Consider the following 25932-nt stretch of genomic DNA (forward strand, 5'->3'; position numbering starts at 1 on the left):
TACTTTGTACAACTGGAACAGCTGCCACAGACACCGAATGGCAAAATCGACCGCAAGGCCTTGCCGGCACCGGAAGGCAGCCTGCAAACTGGAGTCGATTATGCCGAGCCGCGTACGGCGCAAGAACGCGCTTTGGTAGCGGTCTGGCAGTCGGTACTGGGACTACAGACGGTTGGTATTTTGGACAATTTCTTTGATCTGGGCGGTGATTCGATCAAGGCGATCCAAATCGCCTCCCGTGCGTTCCAGGCTGGCTATAAGCTGGACATGAAGGATTTGTTCCAGTATCCAACCGTTGAAGCCCTGGCACCGCATATGCATGAGGTCCGTCGTATGGCAGATCAGGAAGAAGTCAGCGGGGAAACGGCGCTACTTCCGATCCAGCATTGGTTCTTTGCGCAGGAGCGCGAGCGTCCACAGCACTTTAATCAGGCGGTTATGCTCTATCGCGCCGAGGGTTTTGATGAGACAGCGGTTCGCCAAGCCATGGATCACCTCGTGAAGCATCATGATGCGCTGCGTACGGTATTCCATCAGACTTCCGCTGGTTATACAGCTTGGACTCGCCATGTAGAGGAAGGCACGTTATATACACTGGAAACTTTGGATTACCGTGAACGGGCCGCTTATGCGGAAGCGCTGGAAGCGAAGGCAACGGAAATCCAAAGCAGCATGGACCTGTCCGCAGGACCTTTGGTGAAACTCGGATGGTTCCGCACAGCGGAGGGCGACCATCTGCTGATCGCCATTCACCATTTGGTGGTGGACGGAGTGTCGTGGCGGATTCTGTTTGAAGATTTCTCGACAGGCTACGAGCAGGCGATCCAGGGAGAGTCCGTACGATTGCCATATAAAACAGATTCCTTCCAAACTTGGGCACGGGAGTTATCCTCTTATGCTAACCGTCCTGAGGCTGCATCGGATGAAGTCTATTGGAAGCAGCTGGAACAGGTCAAAGCTGAAGCTGCACCACTGCCTAAGGATTTTGCCTACGAGGGCTCCGTGAATGCAGACAGCGAAGTGCTAACGGTGGAGTGGACTGAAGCTGAAACCCAGCAACTGCTGAAGCATGCACATCGCGCCTATAACACCGAGGTCAATGATTTGCTGCTGACCGCGCTGGGACTCGCGGTGCACAACTGGACAGGCGCAGGACATGTACTGGTGAACCTGGAGGGCCATGGCCGGGAAGCGATCCTGCCAGAGGTGGATATTACGCGTACGATCGGCTGGTTTACGAGCTTGTATCCGGTGCTGCTGGATACAGGTGCAAACCTGACGCTGGCTCAGCGGATTAAAGAAACGAAGGAAGGATTGCGCCGGATTCCGCATAAAGGCCTGACCTATGGCACTTGGCGTTACCTGTCCTCTGCGTTGCCTGCAGATGAAGTGGGCACGATCGCAGCCGAACCGGAAATCAGCTTTAACTATTTGGGGCAGGTCGATCAGGATCTGCAAAACAGTGGAATTACGTTGTCCTCCTACCGTGCAGGGGAGACAGAGGATGCCCATTCACCGTTACTGTACACGCTGGATTTGAACGCAATGATCTCGGAAGGCACGCTGCGTTTGACGATCGCTTACAGCCGTAAGCAGTATCGTAAAGAAACGCTGGAACGAGTGGCGGGGCTAATGAAATCCGCTTTGCAGGAGGTCATTACGCATTGCGTCGCTCAGGAGCGGCCAGAGCTTACCCCAAGTGATGTATCCTTCAAAGGTCTGACGACTGGTGAGCTGGAACAGATTGCGGAACAGGCGGCACGTATCGGTGAGCTGGAAAATGTATACGCACTGACGCCGATGCAGAAGGGCATGCTCTTTTACAATCTGATGGATTCGCAATCGGGAGCTTATTTTGAACAGGCCTCCTTTGATCTGCGAGGACATTTTAATATCGCTGCCTTTGCAGCCAGTTTGGATGTCTTGGTGCAGCGGCATACGGTACTGCGCACGAACTTCTACAGCGGCTGGAAGGATGAACCGCTTCAGGTCGTGTACCGGAATAAGCGCAGCGAACTGTATGTTGAAGATTTAAGGGACATGGAGGACGAGCAGCAAAACGAATACATGCTCGAATTTACGCGTAAAGACAAGCAAAGAGGCTTTGACCTGGCACAAGACGCCTTGATGCGTGTCGCTGTGTTGCGCACAGGTGAGGAGACGTATCGTTTTGTATGGAGCTTCCACCATATTGTGATGGACGGCTGGTGCTTGTCGCTGGTGACCAACGAAGTGTTTGCAAGTTATTTTGCGATACTGGCTCATAAACAACCGGAACTGGCCCCTGTAACCCCGTACAGTCAATATATCGAATGGCTAGAGCAGCAGGATCGTCAGGCTGCATCGAGCTACTGGAGCAAGGTTTTGGAAGGGTATGAGGAGCAGTCCCGCTTGCCACAGGCAAAAATTCAGGGTAAGACGGGGTATCAGTCGGAGCGTTTGGATTTTGATCTGGGCGCAGATCTCACAGCTGGTATTCAGCGCATAGCCAAGCGTTATCAGGTCACCATCAATACGTTGATGCAAACCGTATGGGGCCTTTTACTGCAAAAATATAATGGCACCGATGATGTCGTGTTTGGCAGTGTAGTATCTGGACGTCCGGCAGACATTCCGAATGTGGAGCATATCATTGGTCTGTTTATCAATACGATTCCGGTGCGTATCCGCAGTCAGGTGGACAGCGTATTCTCCGACGTGATGAAGCAAACCCAGGAGCAATCGATTGCTTCCCATGTGTATGATACGTATCCGTTGTATGAAATTCAGGGGTTGTCGGAGCTTAAGCAGGATTTGATCAATCATATTCTTATTTTTGAAAATTATCCGGTAGAGGAACAAATAGAGCAATTAGGTAGTAGTGAGGCGTCCAGCTTCACGATCACAGGAGCCGAGTCTGTCGAGCAGACCAACTATGACTTTAACGTGGTAGTGCTGCCGGGGAACACCATTCACATGAGCTTTGGCTATAATGCCCTGGCCTTTGAACGGGAAAGTGTCGAGCAAATTCGAGGTCATCTGGTGCAGTTGCTGGAACAGGTGATAGCCAATCCGAACATTCGCGTACATGAACTGGACATGGTTACGATGCAGGAGCGTAAGCAGATCGTTGAGGTATGGGGAAACACAGCGGTAGCCTATCCAAGTAAACAAACGATTCACGGCTTGTTCGAAGTGCAAACTGCACAGACACCGGAGCAGACAGCCTTGTTCTTTGAAGGAGAGCAGCTGACTTATCGCGAGCTGAATGAACGCGCCAATCGATTGGCTCATACCTTGCGCAGTCAAGGCGTGACGAAGGATCGGCTGGTGGGTCTGATGACCGAGCGTTCGGTGGATATGATCGTGGGCATCTTCGGGATTTTGAAAGCTGGAGGCGCATATGTCCCTATTGATCCAACCTATCCGGAGGAACGTATCCGCTATATGCTGGACGACTCGGGTGCGAAGCTGCTGTTAACACAAAGTCATCTGATGGACAAAGCAGTTATCGATGGTCAAGTACTGGTATTGGATGGAGCGCAGGAGGTGTACCACGAGGATGGTTCCAACCTGGAGCCGCTGTCTGGTCCGAACGATTTGGCGTATGTGATTTATACGTCGGGTACAACCGGACAGCCGAAGGGCGTTATGCTGGAGCATCACGGGCTGTGCAATCTGAAAACGTATTTTGATCGGACGCTCAAGATTCGTGCGTCGGATCATGCGCTGCTATTTGCCAGCTATTCGTTTGATGCGGCTTGCTGGGAAATCTTCCAGGCGCTGTTCTGCGGGGCTACGTTATATGTGCCAACAACAGAGACGATTTTGAACTACGAACGGTTTGAGCAATATATGGCGGATCACCACATTACGGTGGCTGCTTTGCCGCCAACTTATGCAGTGTATTTGGAGCCGGGGCGGATGCCGCACCTGCGTATTCTGTTCACTGCGGGTTCAGCCTCATCCACCGAACTGGTATACAAGTGGAAGGATCAGGTGGCGTACTACAATGGCTATGGTCCAACCGAAAACTCGGTGGCAACATCCATCTGGCCGGTATCCGAGGATGAAAGGGCAGGACAACTCATTTCCATCGGACGTCCTGTGCCGAATCACCGGGTATACATGGTGGATGTGCATGGACATTTGGCGCCGGTCGGCGTAGCAGGTGAACTGTACGTGTCCGGTCCGGGTCTGGCGCGTGGTTATCTGGATCGACCAGAGCTGACGGCAGAGAAATTTGTAGCGAACCCGTTTGCGGCGGGTGAAGCCGGCTATGAACGAATGTACCGTACAGGGGACTTGGCGAGATGGATGCCAGACGGCAACATTGAATATTTAGGCCGGATCGACCATCAGGTGAAAATCCGGGGCTACCGGATCGAACTGGGTGAAGTCGAGGCACAAATCTTGAAAGTGGAAGACGTGCAAGAGGTCATCGTACTGGCCCAAGCGGACGAGCAGGGGCAAAACCAACTGGTGGCGTACTATGTCGCTGAAAGAGACGTAAGCGCTGGGGAGCTGCGCAGCTTCCTGGGTGAGGAGCTGCCAAACTACATGGTACCTTCGTATTTCATTCAGTTGGAGCAGATGCCGCTGACACCCAACGGTAAAATCGACCGTAAGGCCCTGCCGGCACCGGAAGGCAGTCTGCAAAGCGGAGCGGATTATGTAGAGCCGCGCACAGCGCTGGAGCAGACGCTGGCTTCGATTTGGCAGGGGGTACTAGGAACGAAGAGCGTCGGGATTCTGGATAATTTCTTTGATCTGGGCGGCGATTCAATCAAGGCGATCCAGGTATCGTCCCGCTTGCTGCAAGCAGGCTACAAGCTGGACATGAAGGATTTGTTCCAATATCCGTCCATTTCGCTACTGAGCAGTCATGTACAAAAAGTGAATCGTACGGCCGATCAGGGCGAGGTATCAGGCAGCGTCAAGCTGACGCCGATTCAGCAATGGTTCTTTGGATTATCATCAGCAGAGCCACATTATTTCAACCAATCGGTGATGCTGCATCAAGCAGAAGGTTTCAATCTAGACGCATTGCGTCAAACGATGACCAAGGTGACGGAGCATCATGATGCCTTGCGTATGATCTTCCGTCAGACCGAACAGGGCTATGAAGCGTGGAATCGCGGTGTGAATGAAGGCGAGCTGTACAGTCTGGATATTGTGGATTTGACAGATATGCCAACCCTTGCAGAGGTGGCAGCAACCATTGAAACGAAGGCGAGTGCCATTCAAAGCTCGATTCGTCTGGATGAAGGACCGCTGGTGAAGCTGGGAATTTTCCGCTGCACAGATGGAGATCACTTATTGATTGCGATTCACCATCTGGTCGTAGACGGGATCTCATGGCGGATTGTGTTTGAAGATTTTGCGACTGGCTATGAGCAGGCCGTTCGGGGAGAAGCGATTCGCTTGCCTTATAAAACGGATTCGTTCTCCACTTGGGCAGAACGGTTGTCTCAATATGCGAACAGTCCGGCCATTGACAACGAACGCGAATACTGGCAGCGTCTTGCCCACATGGAAGTTGCATCGCTACCTAAGGATCAAGACAAAGCAGCAGGACAGCCTTTTTGGGTCAGAGATAGTGAGACGGTGACCGTAGCTTGGAGCGAACAGGAAACCCGGTTGCTGCTTCAGGAATCACATCGTGCGTACAACACGGAGGTCAATGATCTGCTGTTAACCGCACTCGGCAGCGCATTGTACAACTGGAGCGGGCAGAAGCGTGTGCTGGTCAATCTGGAGGGACATGGCCGGGAGGCTATTGTTCCAGATGTGGATATCACACGTACCGTGGGCTGGTTTACGAGTCAGTATCCAGTATTGCTGGATGTCGATGGAAAGGCGGAAGTAGGGCAGCGCATCAAGCGGGTCAAAGAGGACCTGCGTCATGTGCCGCATAAGGGCATTGGCTACGGTATTCTGAAATATCTGTCTCAGGATAACGCTAATCTTTCCTGGAGCCTGCAGCCTGAGATCAGCTTTAACTATTTGGGACAATTTGATCAGGATTTGGAACAGAGTGACATCGTGCTGTCTTCGCATACGGACGGAGAACCGATGAGTGGTTATACCGTGCTGGAGCAGCCGCTGAATGTGAACGGCATGATTACAGCAGGCGTGCTGACCTTGGAAATTCGCTATGACAGCCAAGTATATCATCAGCAAAATGTAGAGAAGTTTGCCCGGCTGCTACGGGAAAGCTTGCAGGAAGTAATCAAGCATTGTGCCTCCCAAGAGCGGAGCGAACTAACGCCAAGCGATGTCTTGTTCAAAGGCTTGTCGTTGGAACAACTGGAGCAATTAACGGAGCAAACGGCTTCTGTGGGTGAACTGGAAAATGTGTATGCTCTTTCTCCCATGCAGAAAGGGATGCTGTTCCATAGCTTGATGGAACCCGACTCAGGTGCATACTTCCAGCAAGCCTCGTTTGATCAAAAAGGCAGCTTCGATGTTGCTGTTTTCCGCAAGAGCCTAGATCTGCTGACACAGCGTCATGAAGCGCTGCGGACGAATTTCCATCGGTTTGAGACCGGACACGGTCAGGAGCCATTGCAACTGGTGTTCCGTCACAAAGATAGCGATCTGTCCTTCAAGGATGTACGCGGAATGCCGAAAGCAGAACAACAGGCGTATATCCAGGCGTTGAAGCAGGAGGATCAGGCTCGGGGCTTTGATCTCGGTACGGATGCACTCATGCGCGTACAGGTATGGCAGACCGATGAAGAAACGTATCACTGGGTTTGGAGCTTCCATCACATTATCATGGACGGCTGGTGCTTATCGCTCGTTACGGGTGAGGTGTTTGGTACGTACTTTGCGCTGCTGGAGCAGAAACAGCCGGAGCTGGCTCCGATCACACCGTATGGCCAATATATCGAGTGGCTAGAGCGTCAGGATGAACGTGCGGCAAAAGAGTATTGGAGCAACTATTTGGCGGGCTTTGAACAGCAGACGTTGCTGCCTGGATCGGATACTGCATCGAAAGACCACGTGACGGACAGCAGGGAACATGCGGTATCCTCGACAGCAAGCGAAGCCAGCGAATATGTTTCTGAAAAAGTAACGGTAGATCTGGATCCAACGTGGAGCGAAGCCATGTACCGGATTGCAAAGCAGCAGCAGGTCACGATCAATACGCTGATGCAGAGCGTGTGGGGCGTTATTTTGCAGCAATATAATAACAATGAAGATGTTGTATTCGGCAGTGTCGTATCTGGACGTCCGACGGATATTGCGGGCGTAGAAAATATGATCGGTCTGTTCATTAATACGATTCCGGTTCGGATTCAAAGTGAACGAAATGCCACGTTTGTCGAAATCATGCGGAACACGCAGGAGCAAGCGCTGGCTTCGGGGGTATATGACAGCTTCCCGCTGTATGAAATTCAGGCGCTGACCGAGCAGAAGCAGCATCTGATTAATCACATTATGGTATTTGAAAACTATCCGGTAGAGGAGCAAGTCGAGCAGTTGGGTGAAGTTCGTCCGTCTGCATTTGACATTACGAATGTAGAGGTTGTTGAGCAGACGAACTATGATCTGGATTTGATTGTGATGCCGGATGAAACCTTCCGCATCATGTTCAGATACAACGCGAATGTGTACGACCGGTCTACGATCGAGCGGATGCAGGGACATGTACTGCATGTCATCGAGCAAATCGTGAACAATCCGCATATCCGTGTGAATGAGCTGGAATTGGTGACACCGGAAGAACAGGCACAGATCGTTCAGGTATGGGGAGATACAGCGGCAGCCTATCCGCAGGATCAGACACTAAGCAGTCTGTTTGAGCAGCAGGTCGCGAACATGCCGGAGCAAGTCGCGGTACTGTGCGGTGAAGAGTCGCTGACCTACCGTGAGCTAAACGAGCGAGCCAACCGTTTGGCCCGGACGCTGCGTGCGGAAGGGGTGGAACCGGATCAGCCGGTGGGCATTCTGCTTCACCGTTCGCTGGACATGATCGTAGGTATCTACGCGATCCTCAAGGCAGGCGGAGCTTATGTACCGATCGATCCGGAATATCCGGCTGACCGCATCCGCTTTATGCTGGAGGACTCGGGCGCGAAGCTGGTGCTGACGCAATCGCATCTGGCGGAGCAAGCATCGCTGAGTTTCGACGGTCAGGTGCTGGTGCTGGATCGTCAGGAGCAGGCTGGCAAGAATATTTACCACGAAGATGGTTCAAATCTGGAGCCCCTGGCTGGGCCGCACCATGTCGCCTATGTCATCTACACCTCCGGTTCCACCGGAAAACCGAAGGGTGTAATGGTGGAGCACCATTCCGTGTTAAACCGGATTTTGTGGATGCATGATCGGTACGCCCTGAGCGCAGAAGATACGATCCTGCAAAAGACCGCCTTTACCTTCGACGTGTCGGTGTGGGAGCTGTTCTGGTGGTCGATGGTCGGCTCAAAGGTAAGCCTGCTGTCGGTCGGCGGGGAAAAGAACCCGGAAGACATCGTCGAAACGATTGCCCGCGATGGCGTGAGCACGATGCACTTTGTACCAGCCATGCTGCATGCGTTCCTGGAGTATGTGGAACAGCAGCCACGAGAAGTGATGCAAGCGAAGCTGGGCACACTGCGCCATGTCTTTGCCAGTGGTGAAGCCTTGCCGCCACAGCATGTGGCCCGGTTCCAGCGGCTCGTGTCGAGCCTGGCCGGAGCGAAGCTGGTCAACCTGTATGGCCCAACCGAAGCGACGGTGGACGTATCGTACTTCGATTGCGAGCCGTCAGAGGAATATGCGGTTATTCCGATCGGGAAACCGATTCAAAACATTCGTCTGTACATCGTCAAGGAAGGCACGGAGCAATTGCAGCCAATTGGCGTGGCAGGTGAACTGTGCATCGGCGGTGTCGGCGTAGCACGAGGATATCTGAACCGTCCGGAGCTGACGGCTGAGAAATTTGTGAAAGATCCGTTTGCTGGCGGGGAAGCAGGGTATGAGCGAATGTACCGTACCGGCGATTTGGCGAGATGGATGCCGGACGGGAACATTGAATATCTGGGCCGGATCGACCATCAGGTGAAAATCCGGGGGTACCGGATTGAGCTGGGCGAGGTCGAAACGCAGTTGCTCCAAGTGGAATCGGTACGAGAAGCGATTGTCATGGCTCGTGCAGATGAAACGGGACAAAAACACATGGTCGCCTACTATGTCGCGGGGCAAGAAATCAGTGCCAGCGAGCTGAGAAGTGAGCTGGGGCAGGAACTACCAAGCTACATGGTACCGTCCTACTTTGTACAGCTGGAGCAGATGCCACTGAGTCCCAATGGCAAAATCGACCGCAAGGCACTGCCAGCACCGGAAGGTAGCCTGCAAAGCGGGGCCGAGTATGTTGCACCGCGGACGTGGGTGGAAGTGAAGCTGGCGCAAATTTGGCAGGATGTGCTGGGCCTGGCGCAAGTTGGCGTGAAGGAAAACTTCTTCGAGATTGGCGGACATTCGCTGCGGGCGACGACACTAACCTCGAAGATTCATAAGGAGCTGAACAAGCAGCTTCCTCTGCGCAGTATTTTTGAAGCACCAACGATTGAACAACTGGCAGCCGTGCTGGAAGGTCTGGATCAGGTGGCGTATGCGTCCATTCCGGTAACGGAAGAGCGTAGCTTCTATCCACTATCCTCGGCGCAAAAACGACTGTATGTGCTGCATCAGTTCGATTCGCTGGATGTGAACTACAACATGCCGTCGGTGCTGCAAGTGAGCGGTCCGCTGGACGTGAAACGAGTGGAACATATATTCCGTCAACTGATCGCCCGCCATGCGACCTTGCGTACTCGCTTTGAGCTGATCGACAGTGAGCCAATGCAATGGATCGAGGACACCGTACCGTTCGAGGTGGAATATACGAAGGTACAGGCAGAGGGTGCGACTGCGGATACAAATCAGGACACAACTACAGATAGGTACACCAGGGTCAACATAGAGGCGCAACAGCTGGTGCGGCGCTTTGTCCGTCCGTTTGATCTCAAAGCTGCGCCGCTGCTACGAGTAGGCTTGGTGGATCTGGGCATTCAAGGAGTAGAACAGGAATCCCAACATTTGCTTATGCTCGATATGCACCATATCGTCTCAGATGGGGTGTCCCTGGAGGTCCTGACTGATGAGTTTGTCCGTTTGTATGGCGGTGAAGAGCTGGCGCCATTGCGGATACAGTACAAAGATTATGCCGTATGGCAGCAAAGCGAAGCCCATCAGGAATGGATGCAGCGTCAGGAAGCGTACTGGCTCGATACCTTCCGAGGGGAACTGCCTGTACTGGATCTCTCTACGGACTTTGCCCGCCCAGCGGTACAGAGTACGGCAGGAAATATGATCGAATTTGTACTGGAGCGTGAGGTTAGTGAACGCCTGAAAGAACTGGCTGCCCAGACCGGCTCTACCCTGTATATGGTGATGCTAGCGGCGTACACCACACTCTTGCATAAATACACAGGCCAAGAGGACATTGTAGTCGGTACGCCGATTGCAGGACGACCGCATGCGGAGCTCAGTAATCTAGTCGGTGTCTTCATTAACACGCTGGCGATTCGTAATTATCCATCCAGCGACAAATCGTTCCTTGAGTATCTGCAAGAGGTCAAGGAACATGCGCTCAGTGCGTATGAGCATCAGGATTATCCTTTTGAAGAATTGGTTGAAAAATTGAATGTAGCGCGGGATACGAGCCGGAATGCGCTGTTCGACACGATGTTTGAATTGAAAACGTTGGAGCAGCGGGAGTTCGAGCTGGAAGGGCTGACCTTGAGCTCCTATCCACTGGATAATCAAACGGCAAAATTCGATCTGAGCTTGGAGGCGATAGAGCAGCCGGAAGGCATTCTGTGCAGTCTGGAATACAGCACAGTGCTGTACAAGCGGGAGACCATCACGCGATTGGCACAGCATTTTGCGGAAATCGTTCGAGCGATTGCCTATCATCCACAGCAGCCACTGGCAGTTTTGAATATGGTAACCGATGAGGAACAAGAGCAACTCATCTACGGTTTTGGAGAAGTGGGCGTAACGGATGTTGCTGTTGAAGCAGGAGCCCTGTTCCATACCTATGTGGAAAAACAGGCACAGCTTATACCAGATCAAGTGGCGGTGGTATACGAGGAGCAACAGCTTACGTACCGGAAACTGAACGAGCGTGCGAACCAATTGGCGCGTAGATTGCGAAATGAAGGTATCGGACGCGAATCGATTGTCGGCATTCTGAGTGAGCGCTCGGTAGACATGCTGGTCGGCGTACTGGCAGTATGGAAGGCTGGTGGCGCATATGTACCGCTGGATGCGGATTATCCGTCCGAACGCATTCGTTTCATGCTGGAGGACAGTGGTGCGACGGTGTTGCTGACCCAGACGGGATTGCAGGAGCGCGCACAAGCATGGCTGAATGAAAGCCAATGGACTTTGGGCGATGAAAAAGCTAAGGGTGAGCTGGAGACGGCGGTTAGCGTTGAAACGATGGAAAGAGACAACCTGAATGAAGGTTTGAGCTTGAAATCAGATTCGAAGTCTGACAGCGAAGCAGCATCTGAATCGGCAACAAAGCTGCGTCTGCAAATCATGCTGGCATTGGACGATGAGTCACTATACACCGGAGATACGACAGACGTTGATCACATCAACGAACCGCAGGATCTGGCGTATGTGATCTACACCTCCGGAACAACCGGACGTCCGAAGGGTGTTATGATCGAGCATCGCAGTTTGGTGAATACGGCTGCGGCGTATCGCCGGGAGTACCGTTTGAACCAGTTCCCAGTACGACTGCTGCAACTGGCCAGCTTCTCCTTCGACGTGTTCGTCGGGGATATGGCGCGGACGCTCTATAACGGCGGCACGATGGTCATCTGTCCGAAAGACGACCGACTTGATTTTAGCCGTCTGCACGGATGGATTCGCGATTATCAGATTACCGTGTTCGAATCGACTCCGGCCCTGATCGTACCGTTTATGCAGCATGTGCATGAACAGGGGCTGGACATGAGCAGCATGGAACTGCTGATCACTAGCTCGGATAGCTGCAGCGTGACGGATTACCGGGTGCTGCAAGAACGGTTTGGCGCAGATATCCGCATCATGAACAGCTATGGCGTCACGGAAGCGGCGATTGACTCCAGCTTCTACGACGAAGAACTGTCGAAGCTGCCAAGCAGCGGTCATGTACCGATTGGTCAGGCATGGCTGAACGCCCGCTTCTACATCGTGGACAGCCAGCTGAATCCGGTGCCGATTGGTGTACTGGGCGAACTGTGCATCGGCGGAGCCGGGGTCGCACGGGGCTACCTGAACCGTGCGGACCTGACGGCGGAAAAATTCGTAGCGAACCCGTACGTACCGGGTGAACGACTGTACCGCACCGGCGATTTGGCGCGGTGGATGCCGGACGGCAATGTAGACTTTATCGGCCGAATGGATGATCAGGTCAAAATCCGGGGCTTCCGGATTGAACTGGGCGAGGTGGAAGCGCAGCTGCTGACTGTGGATGGCATTGAGAAAGCCATCGTCACCGCCTGGGAAAACGAAAACGGAGACAAAGATCTGTGCGCGTATGTCGTCGCCTCGGAGGCGCTGAATTTGCCGGAGCTGCGCAGCACACTCCAGCCCAAACTGCCGAGCTATATGATCCCGACGTATGTCGTACCACTGGATCAATTCCCGCTGACACCAAACGGGAAAATTGACCGCAAAGCGTTGCCAGCACCGGAAGCGCGCCTCGAAGGAGGCACGGAGTACGTAGCGCCGCGCACACCGCTGGAAGAACAATTGGTACGTATTTGGCAAAGCGTTCTGAATCATCAGCGGGTAGGCATCCAGGATAACTTCTTTGAAGTGGGAGGACATTCTCTGCGCGCTACAACACTGATGGCGAAAATCCATCAGGAGCTGAATCACAAGCTGGCCTTGCGAGATATTTTCCAATATCCGACGATTGAGCAATTGGTACAGGTGATGGGTGAAGATCAGGCCCAGCAAATGTATGTATCCATACCTGTGGCGGAGGAGCGCGACTATTATCCCGTTTCCTCGGCGCAAAAACGGATGTACGTGCTGAGTCATCTGGAAGGTGGAGAGGTGAGCTACAACATGCCAGGAGCTTTGATTATCGAAGGTTCCTTGGATAAAAAGCGACTGGAGCAAGCCTTCCGCCAGCTCATCGCCCGTCATGAAACCTTGCGAACCCGATTCGAGATGATCGATGGCGAGGTGATTCAGCGGATTGAATCTAACGTCCCATTCAGCGTGGAGTATGTGCAAGCAAGCGAAGAAGAGACACCGCAGTACGCACAGGACTTTGTACGTGCCTTTGATCTCGCACAAGCCCCGTTGCTGCGGGTTCAGCTGATCGAAAACGGACCGGGGCGTCACGTTATGCTCTATGACATGCACCATATTATTTCGGATGGCGTCACGGAAGGAATTATCGTGCAGGAGTTCTCTCAATTGTACGAAGGCAAGGAGCTCCCGCCACTGCGTATTCAGTACAAGGACTATGCCGTTTGGCAGCATGCAGATATGCAAAGTGAACGTCTTCGTGCGCAAGAAAGCTATTGGCTGAACACCATGTCTGGTGAAATTCCGGTACTGGATATGCCAACGGATTTTACAAGACCCGCCGTACAGCGTCTGGAAGGAACTCGATTTGAGTTTGCGATCTGCATGGAGGACAGCGAGCAGTTGAAGCAGCTGGCCGCGCAAACCGGATCCACCTTGTACATGGTATTGCTTGCAGCGTATAACACACTCTTGCATAAATACACGGGTCAAGAGGACATCATCGTCGGCACGCCGATTGCCGGAAGACCACATGCGGAGCTGGGTAGCCTAGTAGGCGTATTCCTGAACACGCTGGCGATCCGTAATTATCCGTCTGGTGACAAAACGTTCCTGGACTACTTGCAAGAGGTCAAAGAGCATGCGCTCAGTGCGTATGAGCACCAGGAATATCCGTTTGAAGAGCTGGTTGAAAAGCTGAATGTAACGCGGGATACGAGCCGGAATGCGCTGTTTGATACGATGTTTGAATTGAAAACATTTGAGCAGCAGGAGTTCGAGCTGGAAGGGCTGACCTTTAAGCCGTATCCGACGGACGATCATACGTCCAAATTTGATCTGACCTTGGATGCTGTAGAGCAGCCAGAAGGCATTCTGTGCAGTCTGGAATACAGCACGGCGCTGTACAAACCTGAGACCATCGCGCGCTTTGCACAGCATTTTACTGAACTCGTACGAGCCATTACACTGCATCCACAGCAGCCACTGGCCGCTTTGGATATGGTAACTGTCGAGGAAAAAGCACAAATCCTCTATGGTTTTGGAGATGTAGGCGTATCAGATGTTACTGCGGTTGAAGCAGGAGCACTGTTCCATACCTACGTGGAAGAACAGGCCCAGCTTGTACCGGATCATGTGGCGGTGGTGTACGAGGAGCAACGGCTTACGTACCGGAAACTGAATGAACGTGCAAATCAATTGGCGCGTAGATTGCGAAATGAAGGTATCGGACGCGAGTCGATTGTCGGCATTTGGAGTGAACGCTCGGTAGACATGCTAGTCGGCGTTTTGGCGGTATGGAAGGCTGGAGGCGCATATGTGCCGCTGGATGCAGACTATCCGTCCGAACGCATTCGTTTCATGCTGGAGGATAGCGGCGCAACGGTGCTGCTGACCCAAGCGGGATTGCAGGAGCGTGCACAAGTATGGCTAAATGAAAGCCAAGAAGCCTTGACCGGAGGGCAGACGGAGGGCGAACTGGAAACAGCGGCTGGCGCTGAAACGATGGAATCAGGTGCTCTTCATGGAAACCTAAATGGAACAGCAGATTCGAAGTCTGACAGCGAAGCAGCATCCGAATCGGCAACAGGGCTGCGTCTGCATACCGTACTGGCATTGGACGATGAGTCACTGTACACCGGTGATACGACGGACGTTGAACCGATCAACGATCCGCACGATCTGGCGTATGTGATCTACACCTCTGGCACAACCGGACGTCCGAAGGGCGTCATGATTGAGCATCGCAGCCTGGTAAATACGGCTGCAGCGTATCGCCGAGATTACCGTCTGAACCAGTTCCCGGTACGACTGCTGCAACTAGCAAGCTTCTCCTTCGACGTGTTCGTCGGTGATATTGCACGGACGCTTTATAACGGGGGCACGATGGTCATCTGTCCAAAAGATGACCGCATTGATCCAAGCCGTCTGTACGGATGGATTCGCGATTACCAGATTACCGTGTTCGAATCCACTCCGGCCCTGATCGTACCGTTTATGCAGCATGTGCATGAACAGGGGCTGGACATGAGCAGTCTGGAACTGCTGATCACCAGCTCGGACAGCTGCAGCGTGACGGATTACCGGGTGCTGCAAGAACGATTTGGTGCGAATATCCGCATAATAAATAGCTACGGCGTCACCGAAGCGGCGATTGACTCCAGCTTCTATGACGAAGAACTATCGAAGCTGCCAAGCAGCGGCCATGTGCCGATTGGCCAGGCATGGCTGAACGCACGCTTCTACATCGTGGACAGCCAGCTGAATCCGGTGCCGATCGGCGTACTGGGCGAACTGTGCATCGGCGGCATCGGGGTCGCACGGGGCTACCTGAACCGTGCGGACCTGACAGCCGAGAAATTCGTAGCGAACCCGTACGTACCGGGGGAACGTTTGTATCGCACAGGCGATTTGGCGCGGTGGATGCCAGACGGCAATGTGGACTTTATCGGCCGGATGGACTACCAGGTCAAAATCCGGGGATACCGGATTGAGCTGGGCGAGATTGAAACGGCGATCCAGCGGGTGCCAGGTGTGCGTCAAGCCGTAGTCATCGACCGGATGGACGAGCGTGGACACAAGTATTTGTGTGGATACATCACGGGAGAAGCCGAGCTGCGGATGGAGGAAGTACAGACCGAGCTGGAAGCCGGACTGCCAGCACACATGGTGCCTGCACGTCTGATGCGACTGGAGACCATCCCGCTGACCAGCAACGGCAAAATCGACCGCAAGGCCTTGCCAGAGCCGGAAGGCAGCATCCATACAGGAGCAGCTTATGTGGCCCCGCGTACGAAGGTGGAGCAAGTACTGGCTGCGGTATGGGCCGGAGTGCTGGGCGTGGATGCCGTAGGCACGCAGGATAACTTCTTTGAGCTGGGCGGCGATTCGATCAAGGCTCTGCAAGTCTCGTCCCGCTTGCTGCAAGCAGGTTATCGACTGGAGATGAAAGACCTGTTCAGTCATCCGACGGTGTCTGCCTTGGCGCTGAAAGTCCAATCGGTGACAAGATTGGCGGATCAGAGCGAAGTGGTGGGCGCGGTGAAGCTGACACCTGTTCAACAATGGTTCTTTGAGCAAAACCTGACGGATGCTCATCATCATAATCAGTCCATCATGCTGCATAGCCAGGATGGGTTTAATGTAGCGGCGCTGCGCACAGCGATGGACCACATCGTTAGCCATCACGATGCACTGCGGATCGTTTTCCGTCCTACGGAGCACGGATATGAAGCTTGGAACCGCGCGGTGGGTGAGGGCGAGCTGTATACGCTGGAACGTATAGACTTCAGCCATGAGACTGAAGTGTCTACGGCGATCGAGGCTAAAGCAAATGAAATTCAGGCGGGGATTCATTTAAGCGAAGGACCGCTGGTGAAGCTGGGGCTGTTCCATTGCCCCGATGGAGATCATTTGCTAATGGCTATTCATCACTTAGTGGTGGATACCGTATCCTGGCGCATTTTGTTCGAGGATCTTACGACAGCCTATGAACAGGCATTGAACGGACAACCGATTCGTCTTCCGCACAAAACGGATTCGTTCCACACTTGGGCTGAGGCACAGTCTCACTATGCGAACGGTCCAGCAATGGAAGCAGAGCTCTCCTTCTGGCAGGAAGTGGAACAGGGGGCGTATGAGCCGCTTCCAAAAGACCAGCCGCAACTACAATCCTTGAATAAAGACAGCGAGCTTATGACGGTCACATGGACCACTCAGGAAACGGAGCAGTTGTTAAAACAGGCGCATCGTGCCTACAACACAGATATGAATGATCTGCTGCTGACCGCACTTGGCACGGCTATTCATCGCTGGGCGGGGATTGAACGCGTGCTTGTCACCCTGGAAGGCCATGGGCGGGAGTCCATTTTGCCAGAGCTGGATATTACGCGCACGGTGGGCTGGTTTACGACACAGTTCCCGGTTGTGCTGGATATGAGCGCAGGGCAAGACCTTTCACAGCACATCAAACAGGTGAAAGAAGGGCTACGCCGGATTCCGCAAAAGGGCATTGGCTACGGGATGCTGAGATACCTATCTGCAGCATGTGAGCAAGCGCATTTTGGAACCGAACCTGAAATCAGCTTTAACTATCTCGGACAATTTGACCAGGATATGCAACATCAATCCATTGGCGTGTCTCCTTACGCTAGTGGTGCCGAGCTTAGCGCACATGCAGCCAGATCGCACACCCTGGATCTGAACGGACTGATTTCCGAAGGTCAATTGCAATTGACGATCAGCTACAGCCATCAGGAATATCGCAAGGAAACGATGGAACAGCTAGCCGAAGCGCTCAGAACCAGCCTGCAGGAAATCATCGCGCATTGCGCGGGTCGCAAACAGCAGGAACTGACGCCAAGTGATGTGATGCTTAAACCTGTAACCTTGGCCGAGCTGGATCAGTTGGTCGAACGGACGCGTGACATCGGGGAACTGGAAAATGTATATGCCTTGACACCGATGCAAAAAGGCATGTTGTTTCATAGTCTGATGGATGCAGAATCAGGGGCTTATTTTGAACAAACGACCTTTGATTTGCGCGGACGCTTCCAGGCCGATATTTTCCAAGATAGCTTGAATCAACTGGCGCAGCGGCATGAGATCTTTAGAGCTAATTTCATTAGCGGCTGGCAGGATGAGCCCGTACAGGTGATTTTCCGCCATAAAGAGGTTGGTTTTAGATATGAGGATTTGCGTCATTTGGAAGATCAGGAACGCGACGCGTATGTGCAGGAATTTATTCGTAAGGATAAGGCCGCCGGATTTGATTTATCCCGGGATACGTTGATGCGCGTGGCGATTTTGCGGACCGGGGATGAGGATTATTACTTTGTCTGGAGCTCTCACCACATCCTAATGGATGGCTGGTGTGTGGCGTTGGTAACGGATGAAGTGTTTGAGGTTTATTTTGCAGCCGTAGAGCATAGAGCACCGAAGCTCGCCCCGGTGACTCCATACAGTCAGTATATTGCGTGGCTGGAAGCTCAAGATGTAGCAGCAGCCGCTTCATATTGGAAGGAATATTTGCTGGGCTATGATCAGCAAACGTCGATTCCAACCGGCAAAGTAGGCGCGAAAGCCGAGGGTGAACAATTTGAGCATGTGCTGTGCGATCTGGGCCAAGACTTGACCAAACGTATGGAAATGGTAGCCAAGCAGTATCACGTGACCACCAATACGCTCCTACAAACGGCATGGGGCTTACTGCTTCAAAAGTACAACGGTAGTAACGACGCCGTCTTTGGCGGTGTAGTATCGGGTCGCCCGGCAGATATTTCAGGGATCGAAAACATGGTGGGCTTGTTCATTAACACCATTCCAGTACGTATCCGTAGTAAGGCTGAGGACACCTTTGCCGACCTGATTAGAGCGAATCAGCAGCAGGCGCTGGCTTCTCAAGATTACGAAACGTATCCGCTGTATGAAATTCAAGCCTTGACCGAGCAAAAGCAAGAGCTGATCCAGCACATTATCGTGTTTGAAAACTATCCGGTGGAGGAGCAGGTCGAGCAGCTTGGCGAAGGTGCGGAGTCGGATTTTGTCATCAGCAATGCAGGGATGATTGAACAAACCAACTATGATTTCAATCTGGTCGTCATGCCGCAGGAAGCGATGAAAATCCGATTCGAATACAATGCGAAGTTATATGATTGGGAAGCGGTGGAACGGACGCAGGGTCATCTGGTACAGCTGCTGGAGCAGGTGGTAGCGCAGCCGGACATTCAAGTGCAGGAGTTGGATGTGTTAAGCGAGCAGGAACGCGAGCAAATTCTCCGTGTATGGGGAGATACAGCTGCTGAGTATCCAAGCAAGCAAACGATTCATGGTTTGTTCGAAGCACAAGCCGTGCAGACACCGGAACAGCCAGCATTGTACTTCGAAGGAGAGCAGTTGACCTATCGCGAGCTGAATGAACGTGCGAATCGTCTGGCTCGTACCTTGCGCAGTCAAGGCGTGACCAAGGATCATCTGGTGGGTCTGATGACCGAGCGTTCGGTAGACTTGATTGTGGGTATGTTAGGCATTTTGAAAGCCGGAGGCGCATATGTGCCAATCGATCCGACGTATCCAGAGGAGCGTATCCGCTATATGCTGGATGACTCGGGAGCAGAGCTGTTGTTGACGCAAAGCCACTTGGTGGACAAAGTAGCTTTCGACGGTCAGGTGCTGGTGCTGAATGGGGCAGAGAGTGTGCATCACGAGGATGGCTCCAATCTGGAGCCGTTGTCCGGTCCGAACGATCTAACGTATGTGATTTATACGTCGGGTACGACGGGGCAGCCGAAGGGTGTCATGGTAGAGCATCGCAATGTTGTGCGTTTGGTGAAAAATACAAACTACGCGCAGTTGGATGCTGACACGCGCATTTTGCAGACAGGCGCGATTGTTTTCGACGCATCCACCTTCGAAATTTGGGGAGCTCTATTAAACGGTGGACAGCTTGTGTTAGTGAGTCAGGATGTCATTTTGGACGCGCTCAAGCTTAATGAAGCTGTCCGCAGTCATGGCATTACCACGATGTTTCTGACCACACCGCTCTTTAACCAGCTGTCCCAGCAGAATCTGGCGCTGTTCGAGGGGGTACGGGAGCTACTGGTTGGTGGTGATGTGATGTCCGTACCACATATGAACCGGGTGCTGGAGGCCCATCCGTCCCTGCGAATCAGTAACATCTATGGCCCTACTGAAAATACGACCTTTTCCACAGTACACGCGATCACCGGTGTACAATCGGAATCGGTGCCAATTGGCAGACCAATCCATAATTCGACAGCGTATGTTGTGGACCGTTCGATGCGGCTTCAGCCCGTGGGGGTATGGGGTGAACTACTGGTAGGCGGTGACGGGGTAGCACGTGGTTACCGCAACCGTCCGGACCTGACATCCGAAAAGTTCATCGACAGCCCGTTCCGTAGCGGAGAACGCTGCTATCGCACAGGCGACATGGTACGCTTAAATGCGGATGGTTCGCTGGAATATAAGGGGCGGATCGATGCGCAGGTGAAAATTCGGGGCTACCGGATCGAACTGGGCGAGGTAGAAACGCAGCTGTTGAAACTGGAGGCAGTGCGAGAAGCTGTGGTCATCGCACGGGAAGATGAGCAAGGGCAAAAGCAGCTCTGCGCTTATGTGGTCGCCGATGAGGAAGTTGTCGCAAGTGAGCTACGCAGCGCTTTGAGCCAGAAGCTGCCGGGTTACATGATTCCTTCCTATGTGATACAGCTGGAACAAATGCCGCTGACACCGAACGGTAAAATCGACCGCAAGGCCCTGCCAGCACCAGAGGGCAGCCTGCAAAGCGGAGCCGACTATGTTGCACCTCGGACATGGGTGGAAGTGAAGCTGGCGCAAATCTGGCAGGATGTACTGGGTCTCACTCAGGTCGGTGTGAAGGAAAACTTCTTCGAGATTGGCGGGCACTCACTACGGGCGACGACACTGGCCTCGAAGATTCACAAAGAGCTGAACAAGCCACTTCCACTGCGCAGTATTTTTGAAGCACCAACGATTGAGCAACAGGCCGTTGTACTGGAACAGCTGGACCAAGTAACCTATGCGTCCATTCCAGTAACGGAAAAGCGCAGCTTCTATCCCCTGTCCTCGGCGCAAAAACGACTGTATGTGCTGCATCAGTTCGATCCGCATGATGTGAACTACAACATGCCGTCGGTGCTGCAAGTGAGCGGTCCACTGGATGTGAAGCGGGTGGAACATGCATTCCGTCAACTGATCGCCCGTCATGCGTCCTTGCGCACCCGCTTTGATCTGATCGACAGTGAGCCGATGCAATGGGTTGAGGACACGGTTCCGTTCGAAGTGGAATATACGAAGGTACAAGCAGAGGGTGCGACTACGGATACAGACACGAGGGTCGGCAAGAAAGTGGATGAGCTGGTGAGTCGCTTTGTCCGTCCGTTTGATCTCAAAGCTGCGCCGCTGCTGCGAGTAGGCTTGGTGGATCTAGGCGTCCAGGGAGTAGAGCAGGAATCTCAACATCTGCTTATGCTCGATATGCACCACATCGTTTCGGATGGCGTGTCCATGGGGGTACTGACTAATGAATTTGTCCGCTTGTACGACGGTGAAGAGTTACCGCCACTGCGGATACAGTACAAGGATTATGCCGTATGGCAGCAAAGCGAAGCCCATCAGGAATGGATGCAGCGTCAGGAAGCCTACTGGCTCGATACCTTCCGGGGTGAACTGCCTGTGCTGGATCTACCGACAGACTTTGCCCGTCCGGCGGTGCGAAGTACGGCAGGCGATACCGTGGTGTTTGGGCTGGAACGCGAAGTAAGCGAGCGTCTGAAAGAACTGGCTGCGCACACCGGCTCTACGCTGTATATGGTGTTGCTGGCGGCGTATACCGCCCTCTTGCACCAATACAGCGGCCAGGAGGACATCGTCGTCGGCACGCCGATTGCCGGACGACCGCATGCGGATTTGGAGCCGATCCTCGGCATGTTCGTCGGTACGTTGGCACTGCGAAACTATCCGACAGCGGAACATACCTTCCGCAGCTACGTGGAAGAAGTGAAGGTTCGCGCCCTGCAAGCCTACGAGCATCAGGACTATCCATTTGAGGAGCTGGTGGAAAAGCTGAATGTGAAGCGGGATATGAGCCGCCATCCGCTATTCGATACGATGTTTACCCTGCAAACGACCGAAGAAGGCGAACTACAGTTGGCAGACCTGAGCTTCCGTCCATATGGCTTGGAGCAAACGCCAGCGAAGTTTGACTTGACGCTGGAAGCCAGAGAGGAAGAGGCAGGCATCCAGTTCGGATTGCAGTATGCAACTGCGCTGTATCAACGGGAAACCGTTGAACGGATGACACGTCACTTTATTCGCTTGGCCGAAGCTGTGGCGGCGAACCCGGATGCGAAGCTGGGTGAGCTGGAGCTCATTACGACAGAAGAAACCGAGCGGATTCTGAAGGTATTCAATGATCCGAATGCGCATAGCGTACGCGGAACACTGCAAGGGCTGTCGCTCAGCGAGCGTTTTGAAGCGCAAGCGAAGAACCATCCTGAGCGGATAGCCGTGGTGTCTGAGGATATGGCGCTAACCTACGCTGAGCTGAATGAGCAGGCGAACCAATTGGCTCGTGTGCTACGGGCGAAAGGGGTTGAAGCAGATCAACCAGTAGGCGTACTGCTGGAACGTTCTGCGGATCTTCTGGTGAGCATTTTGGCGGTACTGAAGGCCGGAGGCGCGTATGTGCCAATGGATACGATGTATCCGCAGGAACGGATCGACTATATGCTTCAAGACAGTGGGGCGAAGGTTGTAATCACAAGCAGAGCCGCCAACCTGTCACTTCAACTGCCATCGACAGTACAAGCTATCGTTCTTGACGATCAGGACGTACAGGCTCAATTGGGAGCACAGGATGCGAGCAACCTGATCCCTGTCGCCGGCCTGTACAACCTGGCCTATATGATTTACACGTCAGGTACAACCGGTCAGCCGAAAGGGGTCATGATCGAGCAGGGCAGTGTCAGCAATCTGGTAGATGCTTTATACGAGCGGGTATTCAGCCGGTATGATCAGCCGCTTCACATCGCATGGCTGTCAGCCTTTGTATTTGACGCCTCGGTGAAGCAAATCTTTGCCAGCTTGCTGTTAGGTCACACCTTGCATGTGGTGTCCCGTGACGTCAGCCTGAGCGGGGAGCATTTGATTGCGTACTACCGTATGCACCGGATCGACCTGTCGGACGGCACACCTGCGCATCTGCATATTTTAAACGAAAGCGTCAGCGTGACCGAAGCGCCGGATGTGAAGCATTACCTGATCGGGGGCGAAGCCTTATCCGTGCAGTTGGTAAAGGTGTTCCTTCACAAGTGGTCCGGGTATCGTCCGGTCATTACGAACGTGTATGGTCCGACGGAAACGACGGTAGATGCGACGGCTTATACGATTGAAGATGTAGAGTCTCTGCATGTACTGCTGGAAAAAGGGGAGCATACGGTATCCATCGGAACGCCGATAGCGAACCAGGCAGTGTATATCCTGAACAACCAGCAACAGCTGGTGCCGATCGGTATCGCGGGTGAGCTCTATATCGGAGGTGCAGGTATCGCACGAGGATACCTCAACTTGCCGGAACTGACCGCTGAGAAGTTTATTCCGAATCCGTTCGGTGATGCGACGGCCGCTGATCCAGCGGACAGCACTTTCGCAAACCGGATGTACAGAACGGGCGACCTGGCACGGTGGCTGCCGGATGGCAGTATCGAGTATTTGGGCCGGATTGACCACCAAGTGAAAATTCGGGGGTATCGGATCGAGCTGGGCGAGGTGGAAGCGCAGCTGCTGACCGTGGACGGCATTCAAAAAGCCGTGGTCACAGCCTGGGAAAACGAAGACGGACACAAGGATCTGTGTGCCTATATCGTAGCTTCGGAGTCGCTGAGTTTACCGGAACTGCGGAATGCGCTGCAGCCGAAGCTGCCGGATTATATGATCCCGACGTATGTGGTACAGCTGGATCGTTTCCCACTGACGCCAAACGGGAAAATCGACCGGAAGGCACTGCCAGCACCGGAAGCGCGCCTTGAAGGAGGCCTGAAGTACGTGGCACCGCGGACGCCACTGGAGGCCAAGCTAGCCCAAATCTGGCAGGATGTCTTGAAGCTGTCCAGCGTAGGCGTCACCGACTCATTCTTCGATGTGGGTGGGCATTCCCTGCGGGCCACGACACTGGTGGCCAAAATGCATCAGGAACTGGGCAGCCGAATGACACTGCGTGAGGTGTTCCAACACTTTACGATTGAGCAGCAAGCCCAACTCATTGCAACGCACGGGACAGACACCTATACGGTGATCCCTGCTGCGACGAAACAGTCTTACTATCCTGTCTCCTCGGCGCAAAAACGACTGTATATTTTGAGCCATCTGGAAGGTGGGGATCTCAGCTACAATATGCCGGGTGTATTAACAGTGGAGGGACCGCTTCAGGCAGATCGACTGGAGGAAGCGTTCCGTCAGTTAGTAGCCCGTCATGAAACGCTGCGAACTTCCTTTGAAATGGTGGACGGCGAGGTTGTTCAGCGGATTTACGATCAAGTGGAGTTTGTCGTAGAACGCCTGCAGGCCAGTGAGTCCGAAGCGGAAGTGTATATCGAGTCCTTTGTACGCAGCTTCGATCTTCGGCAGGCACCGCTGCTGCGTGTCCGTCTTATTCAAACCGGACCCGAGCGCCATCTCCTGATGTACGACATGCACCATATTATTTCAGACGGGGTATCGTCTAACAATATCGTGCAGGAGCTGGGACAACTGTACGAGGGACAGGCCTTGAAGCCGCTGCCAATTCAGTACAAGGACTATGCGGTGTGGCAGCAGCAGGAAATGCAGCGTGAGTCCTACCAGCGCCGGGAACAGTTCTGGCTGGAGCATTTAGCCGGGGAATTACCGGTCCTGGATTTGCCGATTGCTTATCCTAGACCTGCTGTTCGCAGCTTCGAGGGGGCAATGTATGAGTTTACCGTGGCCCCGAATGTATCCGAGCAGTTGCACCGGATAGCGGCACAGACTGGAAGCACATTGTATATGGTGCTATTGAGCGCCTACACCGTCCTGTTGTCCAAATACAGCGGTCAGGACGATTTGATCATCGGTACGCCGGTAGCAGGCCGCTTGCTGCCTGAACTGGAGCCGCTGATCGGCATGTTCGTCAATACACTAGCCATCCGGCACCAGCCGCAGGGCAACCAAACTTTCCATAACTACTTGCTGGAAGCCAGAGATCGTACGCTGCAAGCCTTCGAGCATCAGGATTATCCACTGGAAGAGCTGGTGGAAAAGCTGGATGTAGCGCGGGATGCAAGTCGTAACCCGTTGTTTGACACTGTGTTTGTACTGGAAAATACGGAGTCGCAGGAAGCACAACTTGAAACACTATCCTTTAGTCCTTATGTTAAGGAACACAGGACCTCCAAATTCGATTTGACCTTGTCTATGAGTGATGAAGACGGGCAGATCAAGGGTTCCTTTGAATATTGCACGAAGCTGTTTGGCGCAGATGCTATTGAACGATTAACCGGAGATTTGATAGCGATCCTGTCACAGGTTGGAGCCAATCCAAATTTGCTATTAAGCGATCTTCAGGTAAACTCGGACGAGCAAGCAGAAGGCTTCTCGCCCGATTCCATCGATTTTATTTTCTAAATTAGTTTTCATTTTTCTAAAAAAATGATTTCACTTAGCAGGCAAGGGCAGCGGCTCCGTCCGATGGCCCTTGCCTGCTAAGTATTTTTTTCTAATATTACAACGATCCAGGCTTGTGATCTGGACTATTTATAAATGATAAAACCCTAGGGACCTTATGCAATAACCAACCCCATGTAAATTGCAGATTGCCCACCACAATTCCGTTTACCGGTGCTGCAATTTCTCTTAATATGAACAAAATCAAGCCAAGTAGGGCAGAAGAGCTTTTGCTCACTAATCCTACCAGATAGTCTGCCTTTAATTTGCCCGGCTACAATCAAATTCAAGGTTACATCCCTTTTGGTGTGCTCTTTTTAAATTAGAATGATATTGTTATATTTGATAGAGTATGGTATGATTATCCCAAATAAATCCATTATTCTATATCCAATTACATATTAATACTCAATTTTTTATATTTCTATATTTTATTAAATTAATACT

At 52.9% G+C, this 25932-nt stretch carries 1 protein-coding gene (only partly in view); it reads left to right on the forward strand.

Translation table 11 applies throughout. The features are described 5' to 3' along the window. On the forward strand, positions 1–25446 hold the 3' portion of the coding sequence (locus tag PPM_RS12370) for a non-ribosomal peptide synthase/polyketide synthase (RefSeq protein ID WP_043921404.1). 16806 nt of this gene lie to the left of the window's left edge; only the last 25446 of its 42252 coding nucleotides appear in the window; its start codon lies off the left edge, out of view; its stop codon occupies positions 25444–25446. Positions 25447–25932: the final 486 nt, after the last annotated feature.

The organism is Paenibacillus polymyxa M1 (assembly GCF_000237325.1).
Taxonomy (GTDB): domain Bacteria; phylum Bacillota; class Bacilli; order Paenibacillales; family Paenibacillaceae; genus Paenibacillus; species Paenibacillus polymyxa_C.